This is a genomic window from Ralstonia mannitolilytica (assembly GCF_905397375.1).
GTDB classification, from domain to species: domain Bacteria; phylum Pseudomonadota; class Gammaproteobacteria; order Burkholderiales; family Burkholderiaceae; genus Ralstonia; species Ralstonia mannitolilytica.
Map to the genome: position 1 here is coordinate 19,134 of NZ_CAJPVG010000004.1, position 23,173 is coordinate 42,306.

The window sequence follows — 23,173 nt, forward strand, 5'->3', positions numbered from 1 at the left end:
CGCGCAGAGATTGCGCGGCGTTTTTGTTTGGGGCTTTCGACGGATAGGGACACTGCAGGCCCTTATCGTTGCGGTACGGCCCTTTGCCGCTATACGTCAGTAACGTACGCCACAAAAAAATAGGCTTTTCACTACGGATCAATATCAGCCCATCTGCCGCTCTCGTTAGGTTGCTCGCAGGCGAAACGCACTGTAAGGAGGTTAAAGTGACTGTCCGTGCGCCACTCCGACACTTCTGTTATGACCACAAGAACAAAAATCACTGACCTTCGCGATTATCCGGCTATCAAGAAACTTGCTTCAGCGTTGCATCGCATGGATGCCCGTCATCACGGCGCTGCCATCATGGTTGGAGCCGGGTTCACCCGGAGCGCGGCCCTTCACGTCGGCGGAGAGAAAAAGGTTCCACTCTGGGGCGAATTTACAGGAAGTCTGGCGCGGGACCTGTATGGAGACGAAACGACCTTCAACTTTACTGATCCTCTGCGAGTTGCCGAAGAGTATCGAACGTATTTCGGACAAGGAGCGCTCAATGAAAGAATCCGCAATGAGATCGACGATAAAGCTTGGCGGATGGGGCCTCTCTACCAGGCGCTCCTGACCCTTCCCTGGTCGGAAGTTCTAACGACCAATTGGGATTCCTTACTTGAGAGAGCGGCAGAGGAAATTCACAGCCCTTATTACACCACTGTCACGAAGACTTCGGATCTTGCCTGGGCATCCTCGCCGCGCATCGTGAAGCTCCACGGGACCATCGGCGTTACGGACACCTTCATCGCAGCGCAAGAAGACTATCGCACGTACCCGGAGCGTTTTGCGCCTTTCGTAAACATGGCGCGACAGGTATTTATCGAAAACGAACTCTGTCTACTCGGATTTTCGGGTGATGATCCCAACTTCCTTCAATGGGCAGGCTGGGTTCGTGACCATCTCGCCGATCATGCACGAAAAATTTATCTCGTCGGTGCCTTGAACCTATCAGCGGCGCGTCGAAAACAGCTCGAGTCGATCAATATCGCGCCGGTTGACCTGTTTGCGGCAGTCGCGCATATCAGCGATCCAGACCTTCGTCATCAAGAAGCCATCTCGCAGTTTCTACAGGAAATGAGGAACGCGGAGGAGTTGCGGATCAAACCTCACGACTGGCGGCCTACCAGCTTGCACGGCGGCTCGGTAAGTAACGAAGAACACACGCGCATATACCGTGATGCCGAGTATGGCGCCCGTCTGCTTGCTAGCCAGTTGGAGACATTGCGCGAGGATCGAAAATCTTATCCAGGTTGGTTGGTATGTCCCCCCTCGTTGCGCTCAAGTTTGGTAGGCCAAGTAAGCACTCCTTTTCCGAATGCAGAAAACTTGGCTGCCCTAGCACCGGATGACCGGGCGAGTCTGCTGTATGAGATTGCTTGGCGACACAGTACTGCATTGGAATACATCCGACCTTGGCTTGTGGACGCCCTTTTTGAAGTGGCGCAGCAAGATCGGCCGTGCGGCATCAGCGAGCGTCAACAGGCGGAGATTGCGCTGGCGTTGCTCAATAATACTCGCTGGCTTTTGCCGGAAGATGAAGAGCAACAGCACGCTGTTGATCAGCGTGTTCAGGCTCTGATTGCTATAGTGGACAAACGCGCGTTCTACCTCCCTGACAGCACTGCTGAGGTGGCTTATCACCAAGCGCTCTCGGCGCGAGAGCAGCTTGACTATGATCGGCTAGCCGAGCTGGTTGAAAAAATATCCGGAGAAGACCCTGTTTGGAGGCTGAGAAAGGCGGCGTTGCTCATGGACCTAGGGCGTGCAGAGGAAGCGGGAAAATTGCTCGCATTGGCATACGGGAACTTGCGTGAGAACCATCGCCGGGACCGTCAGTCGATTCCCATCATGTCGCGATTGCTTTGGGCTCATTGGCTCATGGAAGCGGAGCGCCGCTGTCGTTGGCAGAGCAGGTCCGAGGAATTGCCACCTTTTGTCGAAAGTAACTATCGAAAATGGCGATGTGATCCCTGGTCGTGGCTGGACTCGCTTGATGACGCTGTTGAGAAGCGCCGGGAACAATATATCAAGCGTCGAAATCCGATCGAACCGCAATTCGCACAAGGCCACTACCTAGATCGTTCGCAGGAATCCTCGCACGGCAACGATATTTCTGACTTCCTACTACTCGATGGGCTAAGCAGAATCTGCGGGATTCCGTTGCGCATGGAAAGTGGTGGAGCTAACGTCGGTCTGTTGGCGGACAGAGCTTCACACGTCGTGCGTTATGGCGGCGTGGGTGATGAACTCCTTGATCTTGGTCTGGCAATACGCTCTGCCAGCAGCGAGGACTCTTCTGCGATCAAGGACGTTTTGGGGCGTGTCAATGTAGCTTGTTTCGCTCAACGTACTGTCGATCTACTGGTCTCTCGGCTTCTGTCGGCCATCAAGTATTGGCAGCGGGAGAGAAATAAGGCTCTCGACAGACGCGATAGCCTGTCCCGGCTTCGCGTTCTCATGGAGGTCCTCGCGCGGCTGGTAGTCCGCGTGTCTCCCGCCCAAGCGAAGGACATCTTCGTCTTCGCGGTGTCGATAGGCGAGCAACCGGAAATGCAGGATATGTGGCTCAGCGCGGCTCTCGACTCTCTGCTGACCAATTCGCTTACAAGCATTTCTGAATCCGAGCAAGCTAGTGTGCTGACCGTCGCGCTGAAATTCCCGCTCGCGCAAGAGATTGGCACGAGAAACACCCATCGGTGGCCAAATCCAGTAGTCGAACATCCCGGAGAACGCGTAGTCTCCTCCGCTATTGACGAGCGCATCGCTGAATTGATAGGTGCTGTGCGAGGAGCTGCCGGACCTTTTCGAGCCGCTCCCTTGCTCAGGTTACTTCCGCTAGTTCGTCAACCTGGGTTTCTAACTCAGGACGAACGTAACGATCTTGCGGATGCGGTATGGGGGGATGCTCCTGAATATGCTGTCTTGCCTGATGTTGGTTTGTTTCCACATGCGCTTATGATCCTTCCGACAAGAGATGTAGGGCGGGTGGAGGCGCTTCTTCGGTCGCATCTGTATGAGCACGGACCGGGAATTCAAGAGGATACTCAGAAGGAACTTCGCAGCCATCCTTCGCCGGAGATTAGCTCGGCTGTGTTGATATACGACGGGATGGCGAATGCCGCAGCAAATGATTTAATCGATCTGCTCCCGACCGCAGCCCAAGCCCTCGCTCTATTCGAGCGCCTTACTTCTTGGCGACCCGCTTCCAGGCAAGATGACCTCGAGAGTTTCTTCGGAGACCAGAGGAGGCCGCTTGCGAAAAGCATCGGTCGTGCGCTCGCATTTTCAATCGTCCCGGCGCTGGCGAGCGAGGAAAGAACTGCATCTCGGCTTCAAAAACTGATGGACTTCTATTCGGAAGTAGACGGAGCTAGAACGGCGCTTCCGGGTTTCGTCTACTTCTTGGCCGCAGATATGCGGTCAATCAAGATTGTGGAGAAAGCGATCGCATCTGCATTGCGTGGGCGGGATCCGGTTCAACTCCGCTATGGGGCATTAGCATTGCATTGCTGGATGGGTATGAAGGAATCAGCTTCCTCGCCAGAGTTCACGAAGCTTACGTCCATGGCAATTGGCATCATAGAGTCCGGCCGCACGATCGCGTTGCACCAGCTCCTTTGGCTCGCAAGGCAATTGTTTGCTGGCGATTGTTTGACGGACGATCAATGCACAACACTTTCCGATGTCGTGCCGGACATTTTTCGAGCGGTTGATTACAAGAACGTCGAACCAGGAGGGGAGGAAGCTGTTACCGCGTCAACTATAAGAGCCGAGTGTGTGAGGTTGGCGAGGGCGCTTGCCCAAAGATTTGAGGACAATCGGGAATTAAAGGAACTCGTTGCGCTGTCCAAAGCGGATCCTCTACCTGAGGTGCGATTCGCATTGAATTCAGATCGTTGAGGTGGTGCACGGCAGCGACAAAAACAAGACGCCGCGCAGAGATTGCGCGGCGTTTTTGTTTGGAGCGTTGCGCAGCTTATTCAGCCAGCGCAGCCCGTGCAAACGCAATGGCCTGCTTCACCTGCTCCGGCGCGGTCCCGCCGATGTGGTTGCGCGAAGCGACCGAACCTTCCAGCGTCAGCACGGCGTGCACATCGTCGCTGATCAGATCGGCCTTGTCGCCCAGGCCGCTGATGTCGCGCAGCTGCGCAACGCTCAAGTCGGCCAGGTCGCAGCGCAGGTCGTCGCAGGCGCGCACGGCGTGGGCCACGGCTTCGTGCGCATCGCGGAAGGGGAGGCCGCGCTTGACGAGGTAGTCGGCGAGGTCTGTGGCGGTGGCATAGCCCTGCAACGCGGCGGCACGCATGGCGTCGGCCTTGACAGTGATGCCCGACACCATGTCGGCAAAGATGCGCAGCGTGTCGACCACGGTATCGACGGTGTCGAACAGCGGTTCCTTGTCTTCCTGGTTGTCCTTGTTGTACGCCAGCGGCTGGCCCTTCATCAGCGTCAGCAGCCCGATCAGGTGGCCGTTGACGCGTCCCGTCTTGCCGCGTGCGAGTTCGGGCACGTCGGGGTTCTTCTTCTGCGGCATGATCGAGCTGCCGGTGCAGAAGCGGTCTGCAATGTCGATGAAGCCCACGCGCGGGCTCATCCACAGCACCAGCTCTTCAGAGAAGCGCGAGATGTGCGTCATGATGAGCGCGGCGGCGGCGCAGAATTCGATGGCGAAGTCGCGGTCCGATACGGCGTCGAGCGAGTTGCGGCACACACCGTCAAAGCCGAGTTGCTGGGCGACGAATTCGCGGTCGATCGGGTAGCTCGTGCCGGCCAGCGCGGCGGCGCCCAGCGGCAGGCGGTTGACGCGCTTGCGGGCGTCGAGCATGCGCTCGGTGTCGCGCGTGAACATCTCGACGTAGGCCAGCAGGTGGTGGCCGAACACCACCGGTTGCGCGACCTGCAGGTGCGTGAAGCCCGGGACGATGGTGTTGGTGTGTTGCTCCGCCAAGTCCAGCAGCGCGCTGCGCAGGGCCTTGAGCAGACCGACGATGTTGTCGATCTCGCTGCGCAGCCACAGGCGGATGTCGGTGGCGACCTGGTCGTTGCGCGAGCGGCCCGTGTGCAGGCGCTTGCCGGCGTCGCCCACCAGCGCGGTCAGGCGCGCTTCGATGTTCAGATGCACGTCTTCCAGGTCCAGCTTCCACTCGAACGCGCCGGATTCGATCTCCTGGCGGATCTGCGCCATGCCCTGTTCGATGGCGGCGCGATCGGCTTCGGCGATGATGCCCTGCCTGGCGAGCATGGCCGCATGCGCGAGCGAGCCCTGGATGTCGAACAGCGCGAGGCGCTTGTCGAAGAACACCGACGCGGTATAGCGCTTGACGAGGTCGGACATCGGCTCGTTAAAGCGGGCGGACCACGCTTCGGCCTTCTTGGCGAGTTGGGAGGTCATGGGCGGACTGCGGGAGGAGGGCGGCCAGGCAAACGCTTCGGCTGCAAATTCAGGAAACCGCGATTATATCGCCCGCCGGGTCTCCCGGCCGCCCGCTGGGGTGCCTACAGCGTGCTGCCGATCAGCGCCCCCTTGAAGACCACCGGCCCCGTCGGCCCCTCCGGATTGGGCGAGCCTCCACGCGGTTCCACGCTGATGGCGAGGGCCGGGACTTGCCGCAACGGCTGCAGCACCGTCAAGCGGACGGCGCGCTGGTGCCCGATCACCCCAAGTGACTGCGGATGCCCGCCGGGCGGCAGGGCCCACAGCTGCAAGGCCTGCTCGCCGGAAAGCGGCGTGGCGTCGAGTCGCTTGAGCGACAGGATGCCGGTCCGGGCGTCCCACGTGACGAGCACGGCCGCCTGCGCCTGTGCGTCCTGCAGCACGGCGACAGCGTCGGCAATGGGCGCCTCGCGCAACTGCTGCGCCAGCCGCAGGTTCAGCCCGACGGCCACGACGGCGACCAGCGCGGCGGCGGCCGTCGCTGCGCGCCAGAAGCCCGTGCCCTGCCAAAGCCGTTGCCACCATCGCTCGCGCGCCGGTGGAGGGTCGCGCCAGCCCAGTTGCACTTCCACGCGGCAGAGAATCTCGGGCAGCGGCGCGGTGGCGGGCTGCAGCGCCGGCAGATCCGCCAGATAGCGCTGCCAGCGCTCCACAGTCGCGCGCACGGCGTCGTCACGGCGAATGATCTGCTCGAAGCGCCGCCTGGCGCCCGCGCGTAGCGTGCCCACCGCATATTCGGCGGCCAGCTTGTCGACGAGATCGGGGTGGCGGCGAGGGTCCATCACGGCGCTCCGAGGCATGCGCGCAGGCGGTCCAGGCTGCGCCGCATCCACGATTTGACGGTGCCCAGCGGCAATGAGAGTGCCTGGGCCAGCTCGGTGTGCGACAGGTCGCGCAGATAGGCCAGCGTGACGACTTCACGCTGCCGCGGGTCCAGGCGCTTCAGGCATTCCGCGAGCGCCCGTGCCTGCTGGCCAGCGAGCGCGAGGTCAGCCGGACCGGGCGCGTGATCGGCCAGTACGTCGGCGTACGACGCATCCAGCGGTACGGATTCCTGCACCCGCTCTGCATGCTGGCGGCGCAGGCAGTCCAGCGCGCGGTTGCGCACGATGGTGGTCATCCACGTCATGGGGGCGGCCAAGTGCGGGCGGTAGTCGCCGGCGTGGCGCCAGATGTTGACGAAACTTTCCTGCAAGACGTCCTCGGCCCAATCCTTCCTGACCAAGATACGCAGCGCGAGCCCGAACAGTTTCGGCGCGCATCGCGCATAGAGCGCACGCAGCGCATCGCGCTCGCCCAGGCCGATGCGCTGCAGCAGGGCGGCCAGTTCGTCGGCCTCGCTTCCCTGCGGGCGTCCGGTTGCGGCCGCCGCTGGTGCGCTGGCGTTTTCGGCTGCGTGGTCTGCGGCGGTGCGCTGGAAGGTGAGCACGGGGCGGCGTTGTGGTGTGTCCTGCACGAAGTGTAGGAAGAATCCGGCGTCGTGGGGCAATTCACGATGAGGTCGGGAGGTTTTGCATCCAGTGGCGACTGCGCTCCGTATAAGCGGGCAGGCGGTGGATAAAACGCCGCCGGCCCGCATCCCGTGGGCCGCTTCCTCCACGAAAGCACAGGAGTCCAACCATGGATACGACGAAAGAGCGGGATCTGCTCGATACCGATACACCGCGCATGGACGCACGCCGCCGCGTACTGCTGCGCGCGCCGGGGCTGATGGCGCTCGGTTCGCTGGCGGCGGTGACGCTGGGGCGCTCGATGCCAGCCTGGGCGCAGACGCAGTCGGGCAGCGTGAAAGACGACATCAACATCCTCAACGTGGCGCTCGGGCTGGAGTACCAAGCCATCGCCGCATACCAGGTGGGGGCGGAGAGCGGGCTGCTGCAAAAGCCGGTGCTGGCGACGGCGGTGAAGTTCCAGGGCCATCACAAGGCGCACGCCGCCGTGCTCGCGGACACCGTTTCCAAGCTGGGTGGCACGCCGGTCATGGACAAGAAGGTGTCGGAATACAACTTCCCGATCAGCCAGTTGAAGACGCAGGCCGATGTCCTGCGCTTTGCCGCCGGGCTCGAGAAGGGCGCGACGTCCGCCTACATGGGCGTGATGCCCAATTTCCATACGCGTGAGCTGACCAAGGCTGCGGCCAGCATCATGGGCGACGAAGCCATGCACTGGGCGGTGCTGCTGTCGGCGCTCGGCGAGGATCCGGTGCCGGTCGCTTTCATCAGTTAGCCCAGATTGCGCCGCTGCGCCACCGGGCCCGTTACGGCGCAGCCGTCTTCTTGAGCGCGTCGAAGGCCTCGACGATGCACTCCATCAGCGCCCGGATGCGCGCGGTCTTGTGCAGATCGGCATGCGTGACGAGCCACACGTCCTGCATGCTGCGGCGGTTCGGCAGAACACGCACGAGTTGCGGATAGGCCTCGGCACGGCGGCATACCAGTTCGGTGATCCCCATGCCCGCGGCTACCGCCTCGATGAGTGCGGTCGCCGAATTGCTCTGCAGCACGACCCGGCCGCGCGTGATGGGCTCGCCGCAGAGGTCGTCCCACATCCATGGCACTTCGTTGCGCGGGTAAAGCACGAGGTCGTGGCCCGCAAAGGCGCTTCCCTCTTCGGGCTCGCCGCGCGCGGCGACGTAGCCTCGGCTTGCGTAGACGCCCGTTTCCATGTGTCCGATACGCCGGGCGATGAGGTCGGGCGCGTCCGGGCGCAGCGTGCGCACCGCCACGTCGGCCTCGCGCTTGGTGAGGTTGGCGATGCTCTTGGAGGCCATGCACACCACGTCGATACCCGGATGCCGCTGCCGCAACTGCGCAATGGCCGGCAGCACGAAGGTGGCGGCCATGGTGTCGGTGGTGGCCACGCGGATGGTGCCGGCGAGCTGCGCGTCGATGCCGGCCACGCGGCGCTCGATGGCGTGCGCGGCTTGCTCCATCGCCTCGGCCGGGGCCAGCAGCGCCTCGCCGGCGGGCGTCAGAACCAGCGCGGTGGATGTCCGCAGGAACAACTTGGCCGACAGCTCTTCTTCCAGTCCCGCAACGCGGCGGCCGACCGTGGCCTGATCGACGCACAGCCGCTGTGCCGCGCCGCGCAGCGTGCCGGTGCGCGCCACAGCCAGGAAAAAGCGGGCGTTGTCCCAGTTCATGGTTCGGCTCCTGGTCTTCGTAGTCTGGGTGATGCAGATTTGCAGCGGAGTGATGCAAAAACACTGCTTTTTTGCATGCCCTGCCAAGCCTACACTTCGGCGCATGAACTTGCCAAGATTGCCGAAGGATTCCGTCATGTCTTCTTGCAACGCCCACGCATTGTGTGCTCCTCAGCGGCCCGACCTCAGCCGCTGGCGCCGCAATGCCACGCTGGGCATCCTTACGTCGGGTGTGTTCATGGCCGTGCTCGATACGACCGTGGTCAACGTGGCCCTCATCGCCATGCGCGACAGCCTGCACAGCAGCGTCGCCGAACTTGCCTGGATCGTCGACGCTTACACGCTGGCGTTTGCCGCGTTCATCCTCACCGGGGGCCTGCTCAGCGACCGTATCGGCGCGCGCACGGTGTTCATGGCCGGCATGGCCGTGTTCATCGTGGCGTCGGCCGGCTGCGGGCTGGCGCCTTCGGTTGCCACGCTGATCGCCGCGCGCATCCTGCAGGGTGTGGGCGCGGCGATGTTCCTGCCGAGCTCGCTGTCGCTGATCCGCAGCACCTTTGAAGACCCGCGCGAGCGCGCCTGGGCCATCGGCCTGTGGGGCGCCATCGTCGCGACTGCGGCGGCGGTGGGGCCGGCGCTCGGCGGCATTCTTGTCGATACGTACGGCTGGCGCAGCGCGTTCCTCATCAACGTGCCGCTGGGCGTGGCGGGCATGCTCGGCACGTGGGTGATCGTGCGCGAGGTCCAGCCGGTGCGTGCCCGGCCCTTCGATTGGGCAGGGCAGGTCACCAGCGCGGTGATGCTCGCGGCGCTGTGCTTCGCGGCCATCGAGTGGCCGGTGCGCGGCGGGCAGTCGCCGTGGGTGTGGGGCGCTGCGCTGTTGACGCTGGCGGCCGGCGCGCTGTTCGTCATGGCCGAACGCCGCGCGCCTGCCCCGCTGGTGCCGCTGGCGTGGTTTGCGCACCGCACGCTGGGTGCCGTCAACGGCATGGGCTTCCTGCTGAACTTCGGCTATTTCGGCGCGCTGTTCGTGTTGAGCCTGCATTTGCAGAACGCGGAGCACCTGAGCGCGCGCCAGACCGGTCTCGTCATGCTGCCGATGGCGATCAGCCTGTCTGCGGGCAACATCTCTGCGGGCAAGCTGATGGGGCGGTTCTCTGCGTACAGCATGATGCTCAGCGGCCTGCTGATCGCCGCGTTGGGCCTGATGGCGACATCGGCCGCGCTGAGCGGGCACGCGCCACTGTGGCTCGCCAGCGCGACGATGGTGGCGTACGGCGGCGGCACCGCGCTCGCCATTGCACCGATGACCTCGACCATCCTGTCCGCCGCACCGGGCGAGCTCGCCGGCACGGCGTCGGGCCTGCTCAATGCGGCGCGGCAGACCGGCAGCCTGCTGGGCGTGGCGGCGGCCGGCGCCGTCGTGACGGTGGTGCCCGACGTCGCGCGCGCCGCGCCCACCGTGTTTGGGCTAATGACGCTGTCCTACGCCGGCGCGATGGCGATGGCGTGGATCAGCCGCCGCCCCGCCGCCACCGCGCTGGCCTGAGCGTCAGCCGCTATTGCGCAGCCCGGCCGCGATCCCGTTGATCGACAGGTGGATGCCGCGGCGCACGCGTGCATCGTCGCTGCCGGCCTTGCCCGAGCGGAACCGCTTGAGCAGTTCGACCTGCAAGTGGTTCAGCGGGTCCAGGTAGGGGAAGCGGTTTTTGATGGAGCGCGCGAGCAGCGGGTTGTCGGCCAGGCGCTCCGATTGCCCCGTGATGGCGGCCAGCATCTGCTCGGTCAACGTGAACTCCGCCGAGATGCGCGAGAACACCGCGTTGCGCAGCTTGCGGTCCTCGCACAGCTGCGCATAACGCGAGGCCACGTTGAGGTCCGCCTTGGACAACACCATGTCCATGTTCGACAGCAGGTTCGCAAAGAACGGCCACTGCTTGTACATGCGCTTGAGCGTGGCCAGGCGTGCCGCGCGGGCCCGGGCGCTGCCGGCGGCGTCCAGCCACTGCTGCACGGCGCTGCCAAAGCCGAACCAGCCCGGCAGCAGCAGGCGGCACTGGCCCCACGAGAAGCCCCACGGAATCGCGCGCAGGTCTTCGATGCGACGATGCTTCTTGTCCATCAGCTTGCGCGAGGCCGGGCGCGAACCGAGGTTCAGGTCGGCAATCTCGGTGATGGGCGTGGTGGCGAAGAAGTAGTCCTTGAAGCCCGGCGTTTCGTAGACGAGGTTCCGGTATGCGGCAAAGGCGTTGTCCGACAGCGCCTGCATGGCGGCTTCGAACTCTTCCAGGCCCTTGGGGCGGTTGCGCGTAGGCAGCAGCGTCGCTTCCAGCGTGGCGGCGACGATGGTCTCCAGGTTGCGCCGGCCGATCTCGGGGTTGGCGAACTTGCTGGAGATGATTTCGCCCTGTTCGGTCAGGCGGATCTGACCGTTCACGGTGCCTGGCGGCTGCGACAGGATGGCCTGGTAAGTCGGGCCGCCGCCTCGGCCCACCGTGCCGCCGCGGCCGTGGAACAGGCGCAGGCGCACGCCCTTGCGCTCGAACAGCTCCACGAGGGCGAGTTCTGCCTTGTACAACTCCCAGTTGGAGGTGAGGAAACCGCCGTCCTTGTTGGAGTCGGAATAGCCGAGCATGACCTCCTGCTCGTTGCCCTGCGCGGCCAGCACCGCATCGAAGCCGGGCAGGGCCAGCAGCTCGCCCATGATCTCCGGGGCGTTGCGCAAGTCTTCAATGGTTTCGAACAGCGGGATCACCATCACGTCCAGCCCTGCGCCTGCACCCTCGGCGCCCGTGCGGAACATGCCGGCTTCCTTCTGCAGCAGCATCACTTCGAGCAGGTCGGACAGCGTCTCGGTGTGCGAGATGATGTAGTTGCGCACGATGCGGTTGCCGTAGCGGGCCCGCACCTCGCGCGCGGCACGGAAGATGTCGAGCTCCGACGTGGTCTGCTCGCTGTACGTATGGAACGGCAGCGTCAGCAGGCGCGGCTGTTGCAGCTCGCGCAGCAGCAGCGTGCGCTTCTCGGCTTCGGACAGCGCCGCGTACGCGCTTTCCACGCCCGCGACCTTGAGCAATTCGGCGACGGTCGCTTCGTGCACGTCCGACACCTGCCGCAAGTCGATCGAAGACAGGTGGAAGCCGAACACATCGATCGCGCGCGCCAGCGAGCTCAGGCGCGCATCTGCCAGCGCCTCGCCGTGGTGCGCGGCCAGCGAATCGATGACGGTCTGGATGTCGGCGCGCAGTTCCTCCGCGCTGGCATAGGCGGGTGCCGGGCCCACGGCATGGCGGCCTGCGTCTTCGCCAGTCAGCTCGCGGCACGTGGCAGCCAGCCGGGCGTAGACGCCGATCAGCGCGCGGCGGTAGGGCTCGTCCGCGCGATGCTCGGAGCGGTCGGGCGATTGCTCTGCCAGCGCCAGCAGTTCGGCGCTTACATCGACCTGCGACGTTGACATCGACAGCTCGGCGCCCAGTGCGTGGATCTCTTCCAGGTACCACGCGAGGATCACGCTCGCCTGCTTGCGGGCGGCGTAGCGCAGCGTTTCTGCCGTGACGAACGGGTTGCCGTCGCGGTCGCCGCCGATCCACGAGCCCATCTGGAAGAAGGCGGGCAGCGGAGCCGGCGCGCCACGGGCGCCGCGGCGCGGGAAGACGGTCGCCAGATCCTCTTCGAGCTCGCGGTACAGCGCGGGAATCTCGCGCAGGAACGTTGTCTGGTAGTACGACAGCGCGTTTTCGATCTCGTCGGCCACCATCAGGCGCGTGGTGCGCAGCATGCGCGTCTGCCACAGCTTGGTCACGTGCGCGCGCAGCAGCGTCGTGTTGCGTTCGCGCTCGCGCGTCGTGAGCGGCGTGTCGCGTTCGGCCAGCAGGCGCGCAATCTCGCGCTGCGCATCGAGAATGCTCTTGCGCTGCACCTCGGTCGGGTGCGCAGTGAGCACCGGCACGATCAGCGCGGCATCAAAGAACCGGCGCAGCGTCTCGCCAGACACCCCTTCATCGGCCACCGACAGCAGCGCCCGCATCAGGCTGCCCGGCTGCGGCGGCGAGCCGGCCAGCGCATGCACGCGGCGGCGGCGGTTGTGGTGCTGGTCTTCGGCAATGTTGGCCAGGTGCGAGAAATAGCTGAACGCGCGCACCACGGAGTTCGTCTGCTCGCGCGAGAGCGTCTTGAGCAGGCGGTCGAGTTCCTGCTCGGCCTGGCGGTCGCCATCGCGGCGAAAGCGTACGGCGGTCTGGCGGATGGTCTCGACGGTTTCGAAGGCGGCGGCGCCTTCCTGTTCGCGCAGCACATCGCCCAGCAGGCGGCCGAGGAAGCGGATGTCTTCCTTGAGCGGCTGGTCCTTGGCCGCCGCACTGCCAGACGAGCGCCGTGCGACTGGCCCGAACGATGGCGCACCGAGTGATGTGCCGTTGGCCTGGTCCACGCCATTGGCCTTGGCCACCGGCGGTGTCGCGGCTTTGGCCGCCCTGGTGGCCTTGGCCGGCTTGGCGGGGGCGGCGGATGCCTTGCGGGCGGGGGTCGCGCGCGAGGAAGCGCGGCGCGCGGCGGGCTGCGTCATTACTGTCTCCTGAATGGGATGGGTAGGGTGCTGGATGCGCACCGTTTTCGGCATCATTTCAACGTGATAGTCGGGCTGTCGCGAAAATGCTGCGTGCTACCATTGCCGCATGTCTTCCAACACCCGTCCGACCCCCGTCGAATCCCAGCTTGCAACGACTCCTGCAGCCCAGGCGCCGACCAAGCTGGTCATCGCCTCGCGCGAAAGCCGGCTTGCACTTTGGCAGGCCGAACACGTGCGTGCTGCATTGCAAAAATACTATCCCGCGTGCGACGTGTCCATCCTCGGCATGACCACGCGCGGCGACCAGATCCTCGACCGCTCGCTCGCCAAGGTGGGGGGCAAAGGCTTGTTCGTGAAGGAGCTGGAAGTCGCGTTGGCCGAGGGGCGGGCCGACCTGGCCGTCCATTCGCTCAAGGACGTGCCGATGGAGCTGCCGCAGGGCTTTGCGCTGCCGACCATCCTCGAGCGCGAAGACCCGCGCGACGCCTTCGTCTCCAACGACTACGCAGACCTTGCATCGCTGCCGGCCGGCGCCGTGGTGGGCACGTCCAGCCTGCGCCGCGAGGCTTCGCTGCGCGCGCGCTTTCCGCACTTGGTAATCCGGCCGCTGCGGGGCAACCTCGACACGCGCCTGGGCAAGCTGGATCGCGGCGATTACGCGGCCATCATCCTGGCTGCGGCCGGGCTCAAGCGCCTCGGTCTGGGCAATCGCATCCGCTCGATCATCGCGCCGGAAGAATCGTTGCCCGCGGCAGGCCAGGGCGCACTCGGCATCGAAATCCGCGCCGATCGTGCCGACGTGCAAGCGTGGCTGGCGCCTCTGTATCACCTGCCGACAGCGCTGGCGGTCACGGCCGAGCGTGCCGTTTCGCGCATCCTGGGCGGTTCTTGCCAGGTGCCGCTGGCTGCGTTTGCGCAGTGGTCGGACGCCGGCACGCTGCGCCTGCGCGCCTTCGTTGCCTCGCAGGACGGCACCCGCAAGCTCGCCGCCGACGGCGAAGCCGCACCTGCCACGCTGGCCGAAGCCGATGCGCTGGGCGTGCGCGTTGCCCGGCAGATGCTGGACGGCGGTGCGCGCGACATCCTTGCCATGCTGGGCGCCGACGCGCCGCCTGCCACCTGATTCCAACGGCTCGCCATGGACGATCAATTGCCGCCGAACTCGTCGCCATCATCGCCCGCCTCCAGCGCGCCACCCGCTGCCCAGCTTCCTGCCGATCCGCCTGTCGTGGTGGTCACGCGCCCGCGTGCGCAGGCGCCCATGCTGGTGGCGGCGCTCGAGCGCCACGGCTTGCGCACGCACCAGTTCCCGCTGCTCGACATCGCACCGACGCCGAACCTGGACGACTTGCGCGCGGCGCTGGGTGACCCGTCCCGCTATGCGCTCGTTGTATTTGTCAGCCCAAACGCCGTGCAGCAGGCGTTTGCTGCCATGCCCGAGGGCTACCGGTGGCCTCAGGAAGTGCCGGTGGCCGTTGTCGGACCAGCGAGCGCCCAGGCACTGGCCGCCCATGGCGTTGCGCCGCCCGCGCATCGCGTGATCCAACCCGACACGCACGCCGACGATGCCCGGCAGGATTCGGAGGCGCTGTATGGGCGGCTCGACGTGCCGTCCCTGCACGGCCGCGAGGTGCTGATCGTGCGCGGCAACGGCGGGCGCGAATGGCTGGCCGATCAGCTGCGCGAAGCCGGCGCATCGGTTCGCACGGTGGAGGCGTATCGGCGCAGTGTGCCCGCGCCTGATGCCGCGGCGTGGCTGGCGTTGCGCGCCGTGCTCTCGCGTCGCCACGCGTGGACGCTCACCAGCTCAGAAGCCGTTCGCAATCTCGATGAGCTGGCCCGCGCCAACCTGTCGCCGCCGGACCTCGATACGCTGCATGGCGCGCCATGCTTCGCTTCGCATGCGCGCATCGTCGAACAGGCGAAATCACTGGGTTTCCGCGACGTCACCCTTACCGGGGCCGGCGATGATCGCCTGCTCGCCAGCGTGCTGGCCTGGGCCGGGCCCGTGTCGGTACCGGTGCCCGTGCCGGCCGCTGCAGAATCGAACATTCCTTCTTCCTCATCCACCGTGACGCACACTCCCGTTCCCTCGTCCGCTCCTGCGCCGGCACCCGCCCCGACATCGGGCGCCACGCCGGCGGCGGACAAACCCAGCCCCGCTCCCGCACCGTTCGCGCCCAGCATGACCGTCAACCATGCGCCGCGCCGTGGCGGCTGGCTGATCTGGGTGGTGCTGGTGATCGTGGTGGTGGCGGTGGCTGCGCTGCAGGTGCGCAACGAACGCTTGGCACGCGACATCCGCCAGCGCGCGCAGCAGAACGAAGCGCTGGCGCAGGAGATGCGCGTGCTTTCGCGTGCCGACCAGGATGCCGTCGCGCAACTGCAGCAAAAGTTCGGCGCGCTCGATGCCCGCACGACCGAAACGCGCGACCGGCAGACTGCCCTCGAGCAAGCCAATCAAGACCTGCTGCGCAACCGCGACGACTGGCAGCGCGCCGAGATTCAACGCTCACTGGAGGTCGCGGCGGAGCAACTGCAGTTGACGGGCAATGCGGCGGGCGCGCTGACTGCGCTGCAAGCCGTCGAAGCGCGTCTGGCTGCCCTCGACAAGCCGCCGTTCAACGCCGTGCGCCGCGCGGTTTCGCGGGATATCGCCAAGCTCAAGGCGATGCCGTCGCTCGACCTGTCGGGCGCGGCGCTGCGGTTGGACGACGCCATCAACGCGATCGATACGCTGCCTGTTCTGGCTTCGGCCCAGCCGCTGGATGCAGAACGTGCCGCGCAGGAGAGGCCGCGCGAGCCGGCAGCAAAATCCACCGGACATGCGAAGGCGCACGCGGCTGCGGCATCGGCTCCCGGCGCGTCTGAGCAGGCCGCTGCCGGCTGGTCTGCCGGCGTGCGCACCTGGTGGTACCGGCTCTGGGACGACGTGCGCGGTGAACTCGGCCAGATCGTGCAGGTGCGCCGCGTCGACCAGCCCGAGGCGTTGCTGCTCTCGTCCGACCAGGAGTGGTTCCTGCGCGAGAACCTCAAGCTGCGGCTCATGAACGCGCGCCTCGCGCTGCTTTCCCGCAACGACGCCGTCTTCCGTGCCGATCTGGCGCGCGCCGATACGCTGCTCTCGCACTATTTCGACACGAAGTCGGCGCAGGTGACGGCGGTCCAGAACCAGTTGACGCAAGTGCGTGCCGCGGTCGGCACGCTGCAGGTGCCGACGCTGGCTGAGAGCCTGGCGGCCGTGCGCGGCCAGGGCAAGGAGTGAGTATGCGCTGGGTATTCTGGGTCGCGCTCCTGTTTGCCGCCGCTGTCGGACTGGCGCTCTTTACCGAACTGAACCTGAGCAACGTGGTGCTCTTCTACCCGCCGTACCGGGTGGAAATGTCGCTCAACTTCGTCTTGGCGGCGTTGCTGCTGACGTTCGTGGTGCTGCATCTGCTGATGCGGGTGTTTCATCACGTCGCGGGCATGCCGGCGCGGGCGGCCGCCTACCGCGAGCGCAACCGGATCCTGAAGGCGTCCGCCGCGCTGCGTGAAGCGATGGAAAGCCTGTTTGCCGGCCGCTTTGGGCGCGCCGAGCGCCTTGCGCGCGAAGCGCAGGCCTGGGAGCCACAACGCGAGACAGCGGCCCTGATCGGGGCTCGTGCCGCACACCGCATGCAGGAAACCGAGCGCCGCGACGCCTGGATGGCCGAGGTCGTCTCGCCGGATCGCGAGCAGGCCAAGCTCGTATCGATGGCCGAGCTGCTCGTCGATGCGCGCGATGCGGAAGGCGCGCTCGAGAAGATCGCGCAACTGCAATCGCAGGGTGCGCGCCAGATTCACGCGCAACGCATCGCACTGCGCGCGCACCAGCACCTGAAGAACTGGAGCGAGGTGCTGCGCCTAACGCGCGCACTGGAAAAGCGCAACGCGATTCACTCGGTGCTGGCGGCGCGTCTCAAGCAGATGGCGTGCGAAACGCTGCTGGCCGAGCGCCGCCATGACGCCGATGCCCTCAACAGCTTCTGGCGCGAGTTGACCACCGAAGAACGCCGCTCGCCGCGCATTGCGTCCCAGGCCGCGCTGTACTTTGCGCAGTTGGGCCGCACCGAGGATGCCAAGCGCATTGTCGAAGACGGGTTGAAGACGCACTGGGACGGCCGCCTGATCCGCCGCTATGCCGACTGCGCGGTGCCCGGGAAGGCATTGCCGCTCATCCAGCAGGCCGAGAAATGGCTGGCGCAACATCCCGTGGACGCCGACCTGTTCTACACGCTCGGCATGCTGTGCTTCAAGGAGCAGCTCTGGGGCAAGGCCCAGTCGAACCTGGACGCGGCCTTGAAGTACGCCGATGCCGACCATTCCGGCAACCTGTGCGCGCATGCGCATCTGGCGCTCGCGCAGATGTACGAGCAGACCGAACGGCTGGAAGAGGCCCAGCGCCACTACCGGCAGAGTGCCTTGCTGGCCGTCAAATAGGCGGACGGCGTGCGGAGCGTGCGTCAGTCGTGGCGCCGCTTCTTGCCGGTGAGCATTGCGAGGATGAGGTTGTCCTTGTGTACTACGCTCATGACGATGGCTGCGCTCACGTGCAGCACCACCAGCGCCAGAAGCGCGTACGCGGCCCAGGCATGCAGAACGATGGGCCAGTCCTCGCCCCAGAATGCATCGAGGCGCGATAGCCAGCCCGTGGCGGTGAGCGCGGCGACGAGGCCCCACATTGCCAGCATCCCCAGCGCGCCGAGCGGGTTGTGGCTGGCGAACTTCATCGGGGTGCGCGTGCGCAGCGAGGCAAGATAGCCGCGCAACGTCGATACGCGCGGCCACCATGCGGCAAACCGTGCGTTCCGGCTGCCTACCACACCCCACACCAGCCGCGCCGCGACCAGCGCGGCAGCGGCATAGCCGAGATTGCGGTGCAAGGGGCCGCCCGAATCTTCAAACAGATTCCACAGCACCAGTGCCGCCACGCTCCAATGCGTGAGGCGGACGACGGCATCCCACGCCGGCGCGGGCGTGGGCGATTCCTGCGTCACGGCCTTATTTCTCGATCTCGGATTTCACGACTTCCAGGGTCTTGGTGTCGTAGTAGATCTCGACTTTCTTGCCGTCCTTGTTGGTGCCGTAGATTTCGTAGCAGTTGCCGTCGACCTTGAACTTCTTGATGTTGTAGCCCTCGGCCTTGATCTTGGCCTGCGCTTCGGCCTCGGGCATCCATTCGTTCTTCGGGTGCTTGGCGCACTTGGCGCTGGCCAGCGCGCTGGTGGAGCAGGCAATGGCCAGGGCCGCGACGGTGATCTTCAGCATGCGGTCTCCTCGTTGAGGGTTCAGGGAGAACGCAGTCTGGGCCAGTCGAGAATGATTCGCAATACGGGATTTCCGCCAGGGGCGGCGGCGCTGTAATGCGATGGAAAGGAAGACGCGCCACCGCTATCGTGAGGCGGTGGCGCGGATCTGCCCCGGGGTTACTTGTTGACCGTCCGCGCGGGCACCGAGAGCGTCAGGGCCGCGCCCAGCACCATCGAGGCCGCCAGCATGTACATGCCCGAATCGGTGCTCTGCGTGGCGTCCTTGAGCCAGCCGACGGCGTAGGGGCTCAGGAAGCCCGCCAGGTTGCCCAGCGAGTTGATCAGCGCAATACCGGCCGCGGCGCCCGTGCCCGCCAGGAAGGCGGTTGGCAGGCTCCAGAACAGCGGCAGCGTGGTCAGGATGCCCATGGTGCCCAGCGTGAGCGCGGCCATGGCAAGCGTCGTGTTGGTGTGCCACACGGCCGACAGCACCAGCCCCACCGCGCCCGCAACGGCCGGAATGGCAATGTGCCAGCGCCGTTCGCGTGTGCGGTCTGCGCTGCGGGCGACCAGGATCATGGCGACGACCGCCGCGCCGTACGGAATGGCCGTCAGCAGCCCCACCGAGAACGGATCGGCCACGCCCGTCTGCTTGATCAGCGTCGGCAGCCAGAAGCTCACGCCGTACAGTCCCATCACGAAAGTGAAGTAGATCAGGCTCATCAGCCACACGCGCGGGCTGGACAGCACGGTGCCGATGGGCGGGTCTTCCTTTTCGGCGTCTTCCGCGGCGATGTTGCGGGCGAGCAGGGCCTTCTCATCGTCGGTCAGCCACTTGGCGTGCGCGATGCGGTCATCCAGATAGAACAGCACGATGATGCCCACGATGACCGACGGAAGACCTTCGATCAGGAACATCCATTGCCAGCCGGCCAGGCCCTGGACGCCGGCAAACGTCTTCATCGCCCAGCCAGAGAGCGGCCCGCCAATCACGCCGGACAGTGCCACTGCCGTCATGAAGAAGGTGGTGGTCCGTCCGCGCCGGTGTGCCGGATACCAGTAAGTGAGGTACAGGATGATGCCCGGGAAGAAGCCCGCTTCGGCCAGCCCCAGCAGGAAGCGCATCACGTAGAACATGGCCGGCGTGGTCACGAACATCATGGCCGCCGAGATGATGCCCCACGAGATCATGATCCGCGCGATCCACAGGCGCGCTCCCACGCGGTGGAGGATCACGTTGCTCGGCACCTCGAACAGGAAGTAGCCGATAAAGAAGATGCCCGCACCGAGCCCGTAGACGGTCTCGCTGAACTTCAGGTCGTTGAGCATCTGCAGCTTGGCAAAGCCAACGTTCACGCGGTCCAGATACGCCACCACGTAGCACAGCAACAGGAACGGAACCAGGCGCCAGCTCACCTTGCGGTAAGTGGCCTCTTCGAATGCGCTTGCGGACTGCGGCGGCAACGTGCCTGCGCCGCCAACCGGTGAGGGTGGGGTGGTGGTGGCCATCGGGTCTCCTTGTGTTGTTGTGAGCTCAGGCCGAGGAATGCCTCGTCACCAACCTCGGCCCGGAAAACCGCCACCGCATTCTGCGCTCGTCGGCGCGTGCCGCCAAGCGTTTGCGGGTCAGGGCTTACACGCAGCGCCCGCCATCCACCTCGAGGCACGTGCCGGTGATGAACTCGGCTTCGTCCGAGGCCAGGTACAGGCACGCATTGGCCACATCCTGCGGCGTGGACAGGCGCCCCATCGGGATCGTCGCCAGAAAGCGGGCGCGGTTCTCGGGCGTGTCGGGCATGCCCATGAACTGTTCGATGAGGCCGGTCGCGCCCATCACGGGGTTCACGCAGTTCACGCGGATCTTGTCCGGCCCCAGCTCCGCGGCCATCGCCTTGCTGGCCGTGATGACGGCGCCTTTGCTCGCGTTGTACCAGACCAGTCCGGGCCGCGGCCGGATGCCGGCGGTGGACGCCACATTGACGAACACGCCGCCGCCGCGTGCACGGAAGTGCGGCACCATGTGGTGCGCCGTCCAGTAGACGCTCTTCACGTTGACGGCCATCACGCGGTCGAACTCGGCCTCGGTGATCTCCAGGATCGGCTTGTTCCTGTGTGTGGTGCCGGCGTTGTTCACGACGATGTGCAGGTCGCCATAGCGCGCCAGCGTGGCGCCGAGGAGCTTGGCCACGGAATCGCCATCGGACACGTCGGCCTGTACGAAGTGCGCGTTGCCGCCGGCCACGCGGATGGCGCTGGCGACGCGCTCGCCGGCTTCGGCGTTCAGGTCATTGACAATGACGCGGGCGCCTTCGCGGGCAAAGGTGTTGGCGATGCCCTCGCCGAAACCCGAACCCGCGCCCGTGACGATGGCGATCTTGCCGGCAAGCCGCATGGTGTCTCCTCGTGTTGTCTGCGTTGTAGGTGTGTCAGCCGTGGCGGATGGCGATGGTCTTCAGCATTGTGAAGCCGTACAGCGCCTCGAAGCCTTTCTCGCGGCCGTGGCCGGATTGGCCCGTGCCGCCGAAGGGCAGCTCCACGCCGCCGCCCGCGCCGTAGTTGTTGATGAAGACCTGGCCCGCCTTCAGCTTGCGCGCCAGGCGCATCTGCCGGGCACCGTCCAGCGTCCACACGCCGGCGACCAGGCCGTACGGCGTGCCGTTGGCCAGTGCCAGCGCCTCGGCTTCCGTATCGAACGGCATCGCGGCGAGCAGCGGGCCGAACACTTCTTCCTGCGCCAGGCGGTGCGTGTGCGGCACGTCGCGCAGCAGCATCGGCGCCTGGTAGTAGCCGGTTTCCGGCGCCTCCGGGACGATCTGCCCCTGCGCCATCACCGGGATGTGGGCGTGCTGCGCATCCGAGACGAAATCCCACACGCGCTGCTGCTGCTTCGGGTTGATGAGCGGGCCGCAGTCAAGGTCCAGCGACGACGGGCCGACCTTGATGGCTTCGAACACCGTCGCCAGGCGGTCCAGTACTGTTTCATAGACGCTGCGCTCGATGAGCACGCGGCTGCCGGCCGAGCACGTCTGCCCGGCGTTCTGCACGATACCGTTCACCACGGCCGGGATCGCCGCTTCCAGATCGGCATCCGCAAAGAGAACCTGCGGAGACTTGCCGCCGAGTTCCAGCGTCACTGGCACGTGGTTTTCGGCCGCCGCGCGCGCGATGGCCTTGCCGGTTTCCGGCGACCCGGTGAACGACATGTGGTTGATGCCCGGATGCGCTGCCAGCGCCGCGCCGGCCTCATGGCCGTAGCCGGTCACGATGTTGAGCGCGCCATCGGGCAGCCCGGCCTCGGCGGCCAGCTCTGCCACGCGCAGGATGGACAGGCACGCGTCTTCGGCCGGCTTGACCACGCACGCATTGCCCGCGGCCAAGGCGGCCCCCACGCTGCGGCCGAAGATCTGCATCGGGTAGTTCCACGGGATGATGTGCGCCGTCACGCCATGCGGCTCGCGCACCGTCAGCACCGTCGTATCAGCCGGATAGGGGATCGTCTGGCCGTGCAACTTGTCCGCCGCACCGGCGTAGAACTCGAAGTAACGGGCGACGGCACGGGCGTCGGCGCGGGCCTGGCGCATCGGCTTGCCGGTGTCGCGGGCTTCCAGGCGGGCGAGTTCTTCTTCGTGATCGGCCAGGCGCAGCGCCACGCGCATGAGCAGGCGGCCGCGCTCGGCCGGGCTCAGCTGGCCCCACACGCCGTCAAAGGCACGCCGGGCGGCGTGCACGGCCACGTTGATGTCGGTGGCGTTGCCGCGTGCAATCTCGGCAAAGGACTGGCCATCGGACGGATCGAACACTTTGATGCGCATGCCCGAATCGGGCGACATCAGGCGGTTGGCGATGAAGTGCTGGGCGTGCATGGGGGGGTTCCTGCAGAAGATCGGCAACGCACGATTCTCGCACGGGCACAGCGGGGCGGGCAGCCGGTAGTCAGGGGCTATAATGCCCGCCGACAGTTTTTCACGCTTCTTTTCAACCCTCTGCGCCGCGTTTCTACGCACTTCGCGCATTCCGGAGCATTTCCATGAGCTTCAACAACGTCTCGCCGGGCAAGGACATCCCCAACGATTTCAACGTCATCATCGAGATTCCGGCGCAGAGCGACCCGGTCAAGTATGAAGCCGACAAGGAAACGGGCATGCTGCACGTCGACCGCTTCGTCGGCACCGGCATGCGCTACCCGGCCAACTACGGCTTCATCCCGCAGACCCTGTCGGGCGATGGCGACCCCGTGGACGTGCTGGTTGTCACGCCGTTCCCGCTGATCCACGGCTGCGTTGTCCGCTGCCGCGCGCTCGGCATGCTGAAGATGACGGATGAATCGGGCGTCGACGCCAAGCTGGTGGCCGTGCCGGTCAACAAGCTGAGCCCCGCTACCGCCCACATGACCGACCTGTCCGACATCGGCCAGAACCTGCTGGACCAGATCAAGCACTTCTTCGAGAACTACAAGGCGCTCGAAGCCGGCAAGTGGGTCAAGGTCGAAGGCTGGGGCGGCATCGAAGAAGCCCATAAGGAAATCGTCGACGGCGTGGCCAACTATAAGAAGTAAGCCACTTCCGGTTTTTGCCGTACGGCTTGTCCGACAAATCCCGGCCTCCGAAAGGAGGGCCGGGATTTTTTCATGGCAGCGACGCACCGATGGCGCAGCCGGAGCGCCGTCGAGGCCCGTCGGACCGCCATCTGCGCCGATCGGGGATGAACCATGCGAATCTCGATGATTATGT

At 65.4% G+C, this 23,173-nt stretch carries 17 protein-coding genes; 7 read left to right on the forward strand and 10 right to left on the reverse strand.

Features of this window, described 5'->3' with window-relative positions; translation table 11 throughout:
• Window positions 1-216: 216 nt before the first annotated feature.
• Entirely contained in the window at window positions 217-3,930 is a 3,714-nt protein-coding gene (locus KHN96_RS10090; RefSeq protein WP_115077073.1) for an SIR2 family NAD-dependent protein deacylase, read from the forward strand.
• Between the two features lie 76 nt (window positions 3,931-4,006).
• Here KHN96_RS10090 and argH read toward each other — a convergent pair whose 3' ends face one another.
• The 3 genes from argH to KHN96_RS10105 form a co-directional block, all read right to left on the reverse strand.
• Window positions 4,007-5,422: an argininosuccinate lyase gene (argH, locus tag KHN96_RS10095; RefSeq protein WP_115043858.1), complete on the reverse strand. Its 1,416-nt coding sequence runs from the start codon at window positions 5,420-5,422 to the stop codon at window positions 4,007-4,009.
• 104 nt (window positions 5,423-5,526) lie between these two features.
• The gene (locus tag KHN96_RS10100) at window positions 5,527-6,246 is read right to left on the reverse strand and encodes an anti-sigma factor (protein ID WP_062738284.1); all 720 of its coding nucleotides are present in this window, start codon (window positions 6,244-6,246) and stop codon (window positions 5,527-5,529) included.
• Window positions 6,246-6,893 carry an RNA polymerase sigma factor gene (locus KHN96_RS10105; RefSeq protein WP_062738285.1) on the reverse strand — a complete coding sequence of 216 codons (648 nt, stop codon included), beginning with the start codon at window positions 6,891-6,893 and terminating at the stop codon, window positions 6,246-6,248. Before KHN96_RS10105 ends, KHN96_RS10100 begins: the two co-directional genes overlap by 1 nt.
• Before the next feature lie 191 nt (window positions 6,894-7,084).
• On the opposite strand from KHN96_RS10105, the gene KHN96_RS10110 reads away from it, so the two are divergent.
• Complete coding sequence (locus KHN96_RS10110) at window positions 7,085-7,690, forward strand: ferritin-like domain-containing protein (protein WP_062738286.1); 606 nt, start codon at window positions 7,085-7,087, stop codon at window positions 7,688-7,690.
• A gap of 31 nt (window positions 7,691-7,721) precedes the next feature.
• Here the strand turns inward: KHN96_RS10110 and KHN96_RS10115 are convergent, their stop codons facing one another.
• Window positions 7,722-8,606 carry a LysR family transcriptional regulator gene (locus tag KHN96_RS10115; RefSeq protein ID WP_045787433.1) on the reverse strand — a complete coding sequence of 295 codons (885 nt, stop codon included), beginning with the start codon at window positions 8,604-8,606 and terminating at the stop codon, window positions 7,722-7,724.
• A gap of 136 nt (window positions 8,607-8,742) precedes the next feature.
• On the opposite strand from KHN96_RS10115, the gene KHN96_RS10120 reads away from it, so the two are divergent.
• Window positions 8,743-10,155, forward strand: coding sequence for an MFS transporter (locus KHN96_RS10120; protein ID WP_062738287.1), 1,413 nt, complete (start codon window positions 8,743-8,745; stop codon window positions 10,153-10,155).
• Between the two features lie 3 nt (window positions 10,156-10,158).
• Here the strand turns inward: KHN96_RS10120 and ppc are convergent, their stop codons facing one another.
• Window positions 10,159-13,170, reverse strand: coding sequence for a phosphoenolpyruvate carboxylase (ppc, locus tag KHN96_RS10125; RefSeq protein WP_062738288.1), 3,012 nt, complete (start codon window positions 13,168-13,170; stop codon window positions 10,159-10,161).
• A gap of 109 nt (window positions 13,171-13,279) precedes the next feature.
• Here ppc and hemC point away from each other — a divergent pair, with 109 nt between their 5' ends.
• From hemC to KHN96_RS10140, 3 genes are read left to right on the forward strand one after another with little or no spacing between them, the layout of a single operon-like run.
• The gene (gene hemC / locus KHN96_RS10130) at window positions 13,280-14,296 is read left to right on the forward strand and encodes a hydroxymethylbilane synthase (protein ID WP_045787430.1); all 1,017 of its coding nucleotides are present in this window, start codon (window positions 13,280-13,282) and stop codon (window positions 14,294-14,296) included.
• A gap of 15 nt (window positions 14,297-14,311) precedes the next feature.
• Window positions 14,312-16,438 (forward strand): fused uroporphyrinogen-III synthase HemD/membrane protein HemX, encoded by a 2,127-nt coding sequence (hemDX, locus tag KHN96_RS10135; RefSeq protein WP_062738289.1) that lies wholly within the window; start codon window positions 14,312-14,314, stop codon window positions 16,436-16,438.
• Between the two features lie 2 nt (window positions 16,439-16,440).
• Window positions 16,441-17,634, forward strand: a complete 1,194-nt coding sequence (locus tag KHN96_RS10140) for a heme biosynthesis protein HemY (RefSeq protein WP_062738290.1) — start codon at window positions 16,441-16,443, stop codon at window positions 17,632-17,634.
• 23 nt (window positions 17,635-17,657) lie between these two features.
• On the opposite strand, the gene KHN96_RS10145 is transcribed toward KHN96_RS10140, so the two are convergent.
• The 5 genes from KHN96_RS10145 to KHN96_RS10165 form a co-directional block, all read right to left on the reverse strand.
• Complete coding sequence (locus tag KHN96_RS10145; RefSeq protein ID WP_062738291.1) at window positions 17,658-18,191, reverse strand: cytochrome b/b6 domain-containing protein; 534 nt, start codon at window positions 18,189-18,191, stop codon at window positions 17,658-17,660.
• A gap of 4 nt (window positions 18,192-18,195) precedes the next feature.
• On the reverse strand, window positions 18,196-18,462 hold the full coding sequence (locus KHN96_RS10150; protein WP_045787426.1) for a PepSY domain-containing protein: 267 nt from the start codon (window positions 18,460-18,462) through the stop codon (window positions 18,196-18,198).
• 158 nt (window positions 18,463-18,620) lie between these two features.
• The gene (locus KHN96_RS10155) at window positions 18,621-19,952 is read right to left on the reverse strand and encodes an MFS transporter (RefSeq protein ID WP_062738292.1); all 1,332 of its coding nucleotides are present in this window, start codon (window positions 19,950-19,952) and stop codon (window positions 18,621-18,623) included.
• A 124-nt stretch (window positions 19,953-20,076) separates the two neighbouring features.
• Window positions 20,077-20,835 (reverse strand): SDR family oxidoreductase, encoded by a 759-nt coding sequence (locus KHN96_RS10160; protein WP_062738293.1) that lies wholly within the window; start codon window positions 20,833-20,835, stop codon window positions 20,077-20,079.
• Window positions 20,836-20,869: 34 nt separating this feature from the next.
• Window positions 20,870-22,306: an aldehyde dehydrogenase family protein gene (locus KHN96_RS10165; protein WP_045787423.1), complete on the reverse strand. Its 1,437-nt coding sequence runs from the start codon at window positions 22,304-22,306 to the stop codon at window positions 20,870-20,872.
• Window positions 22,307-22,470: 164 nt separating this feature from the next.
• On the opposite strand from KHN96_RS10165, the gene ppa reads away from it, so the two are divergent.
• Complete coding sequence (gene ppa, locus KHN96_RS10170) at window positions 22,471-22,998, forward strand: inorganic diphosphatase (protein ID WP_045787422.1); 528 nt, start codon at window positions 22,471-22,473, stop codon at window positions 22,996-22,998.
• Window positions 22,999-23,173: the final 175 nt, after the last annotated feature.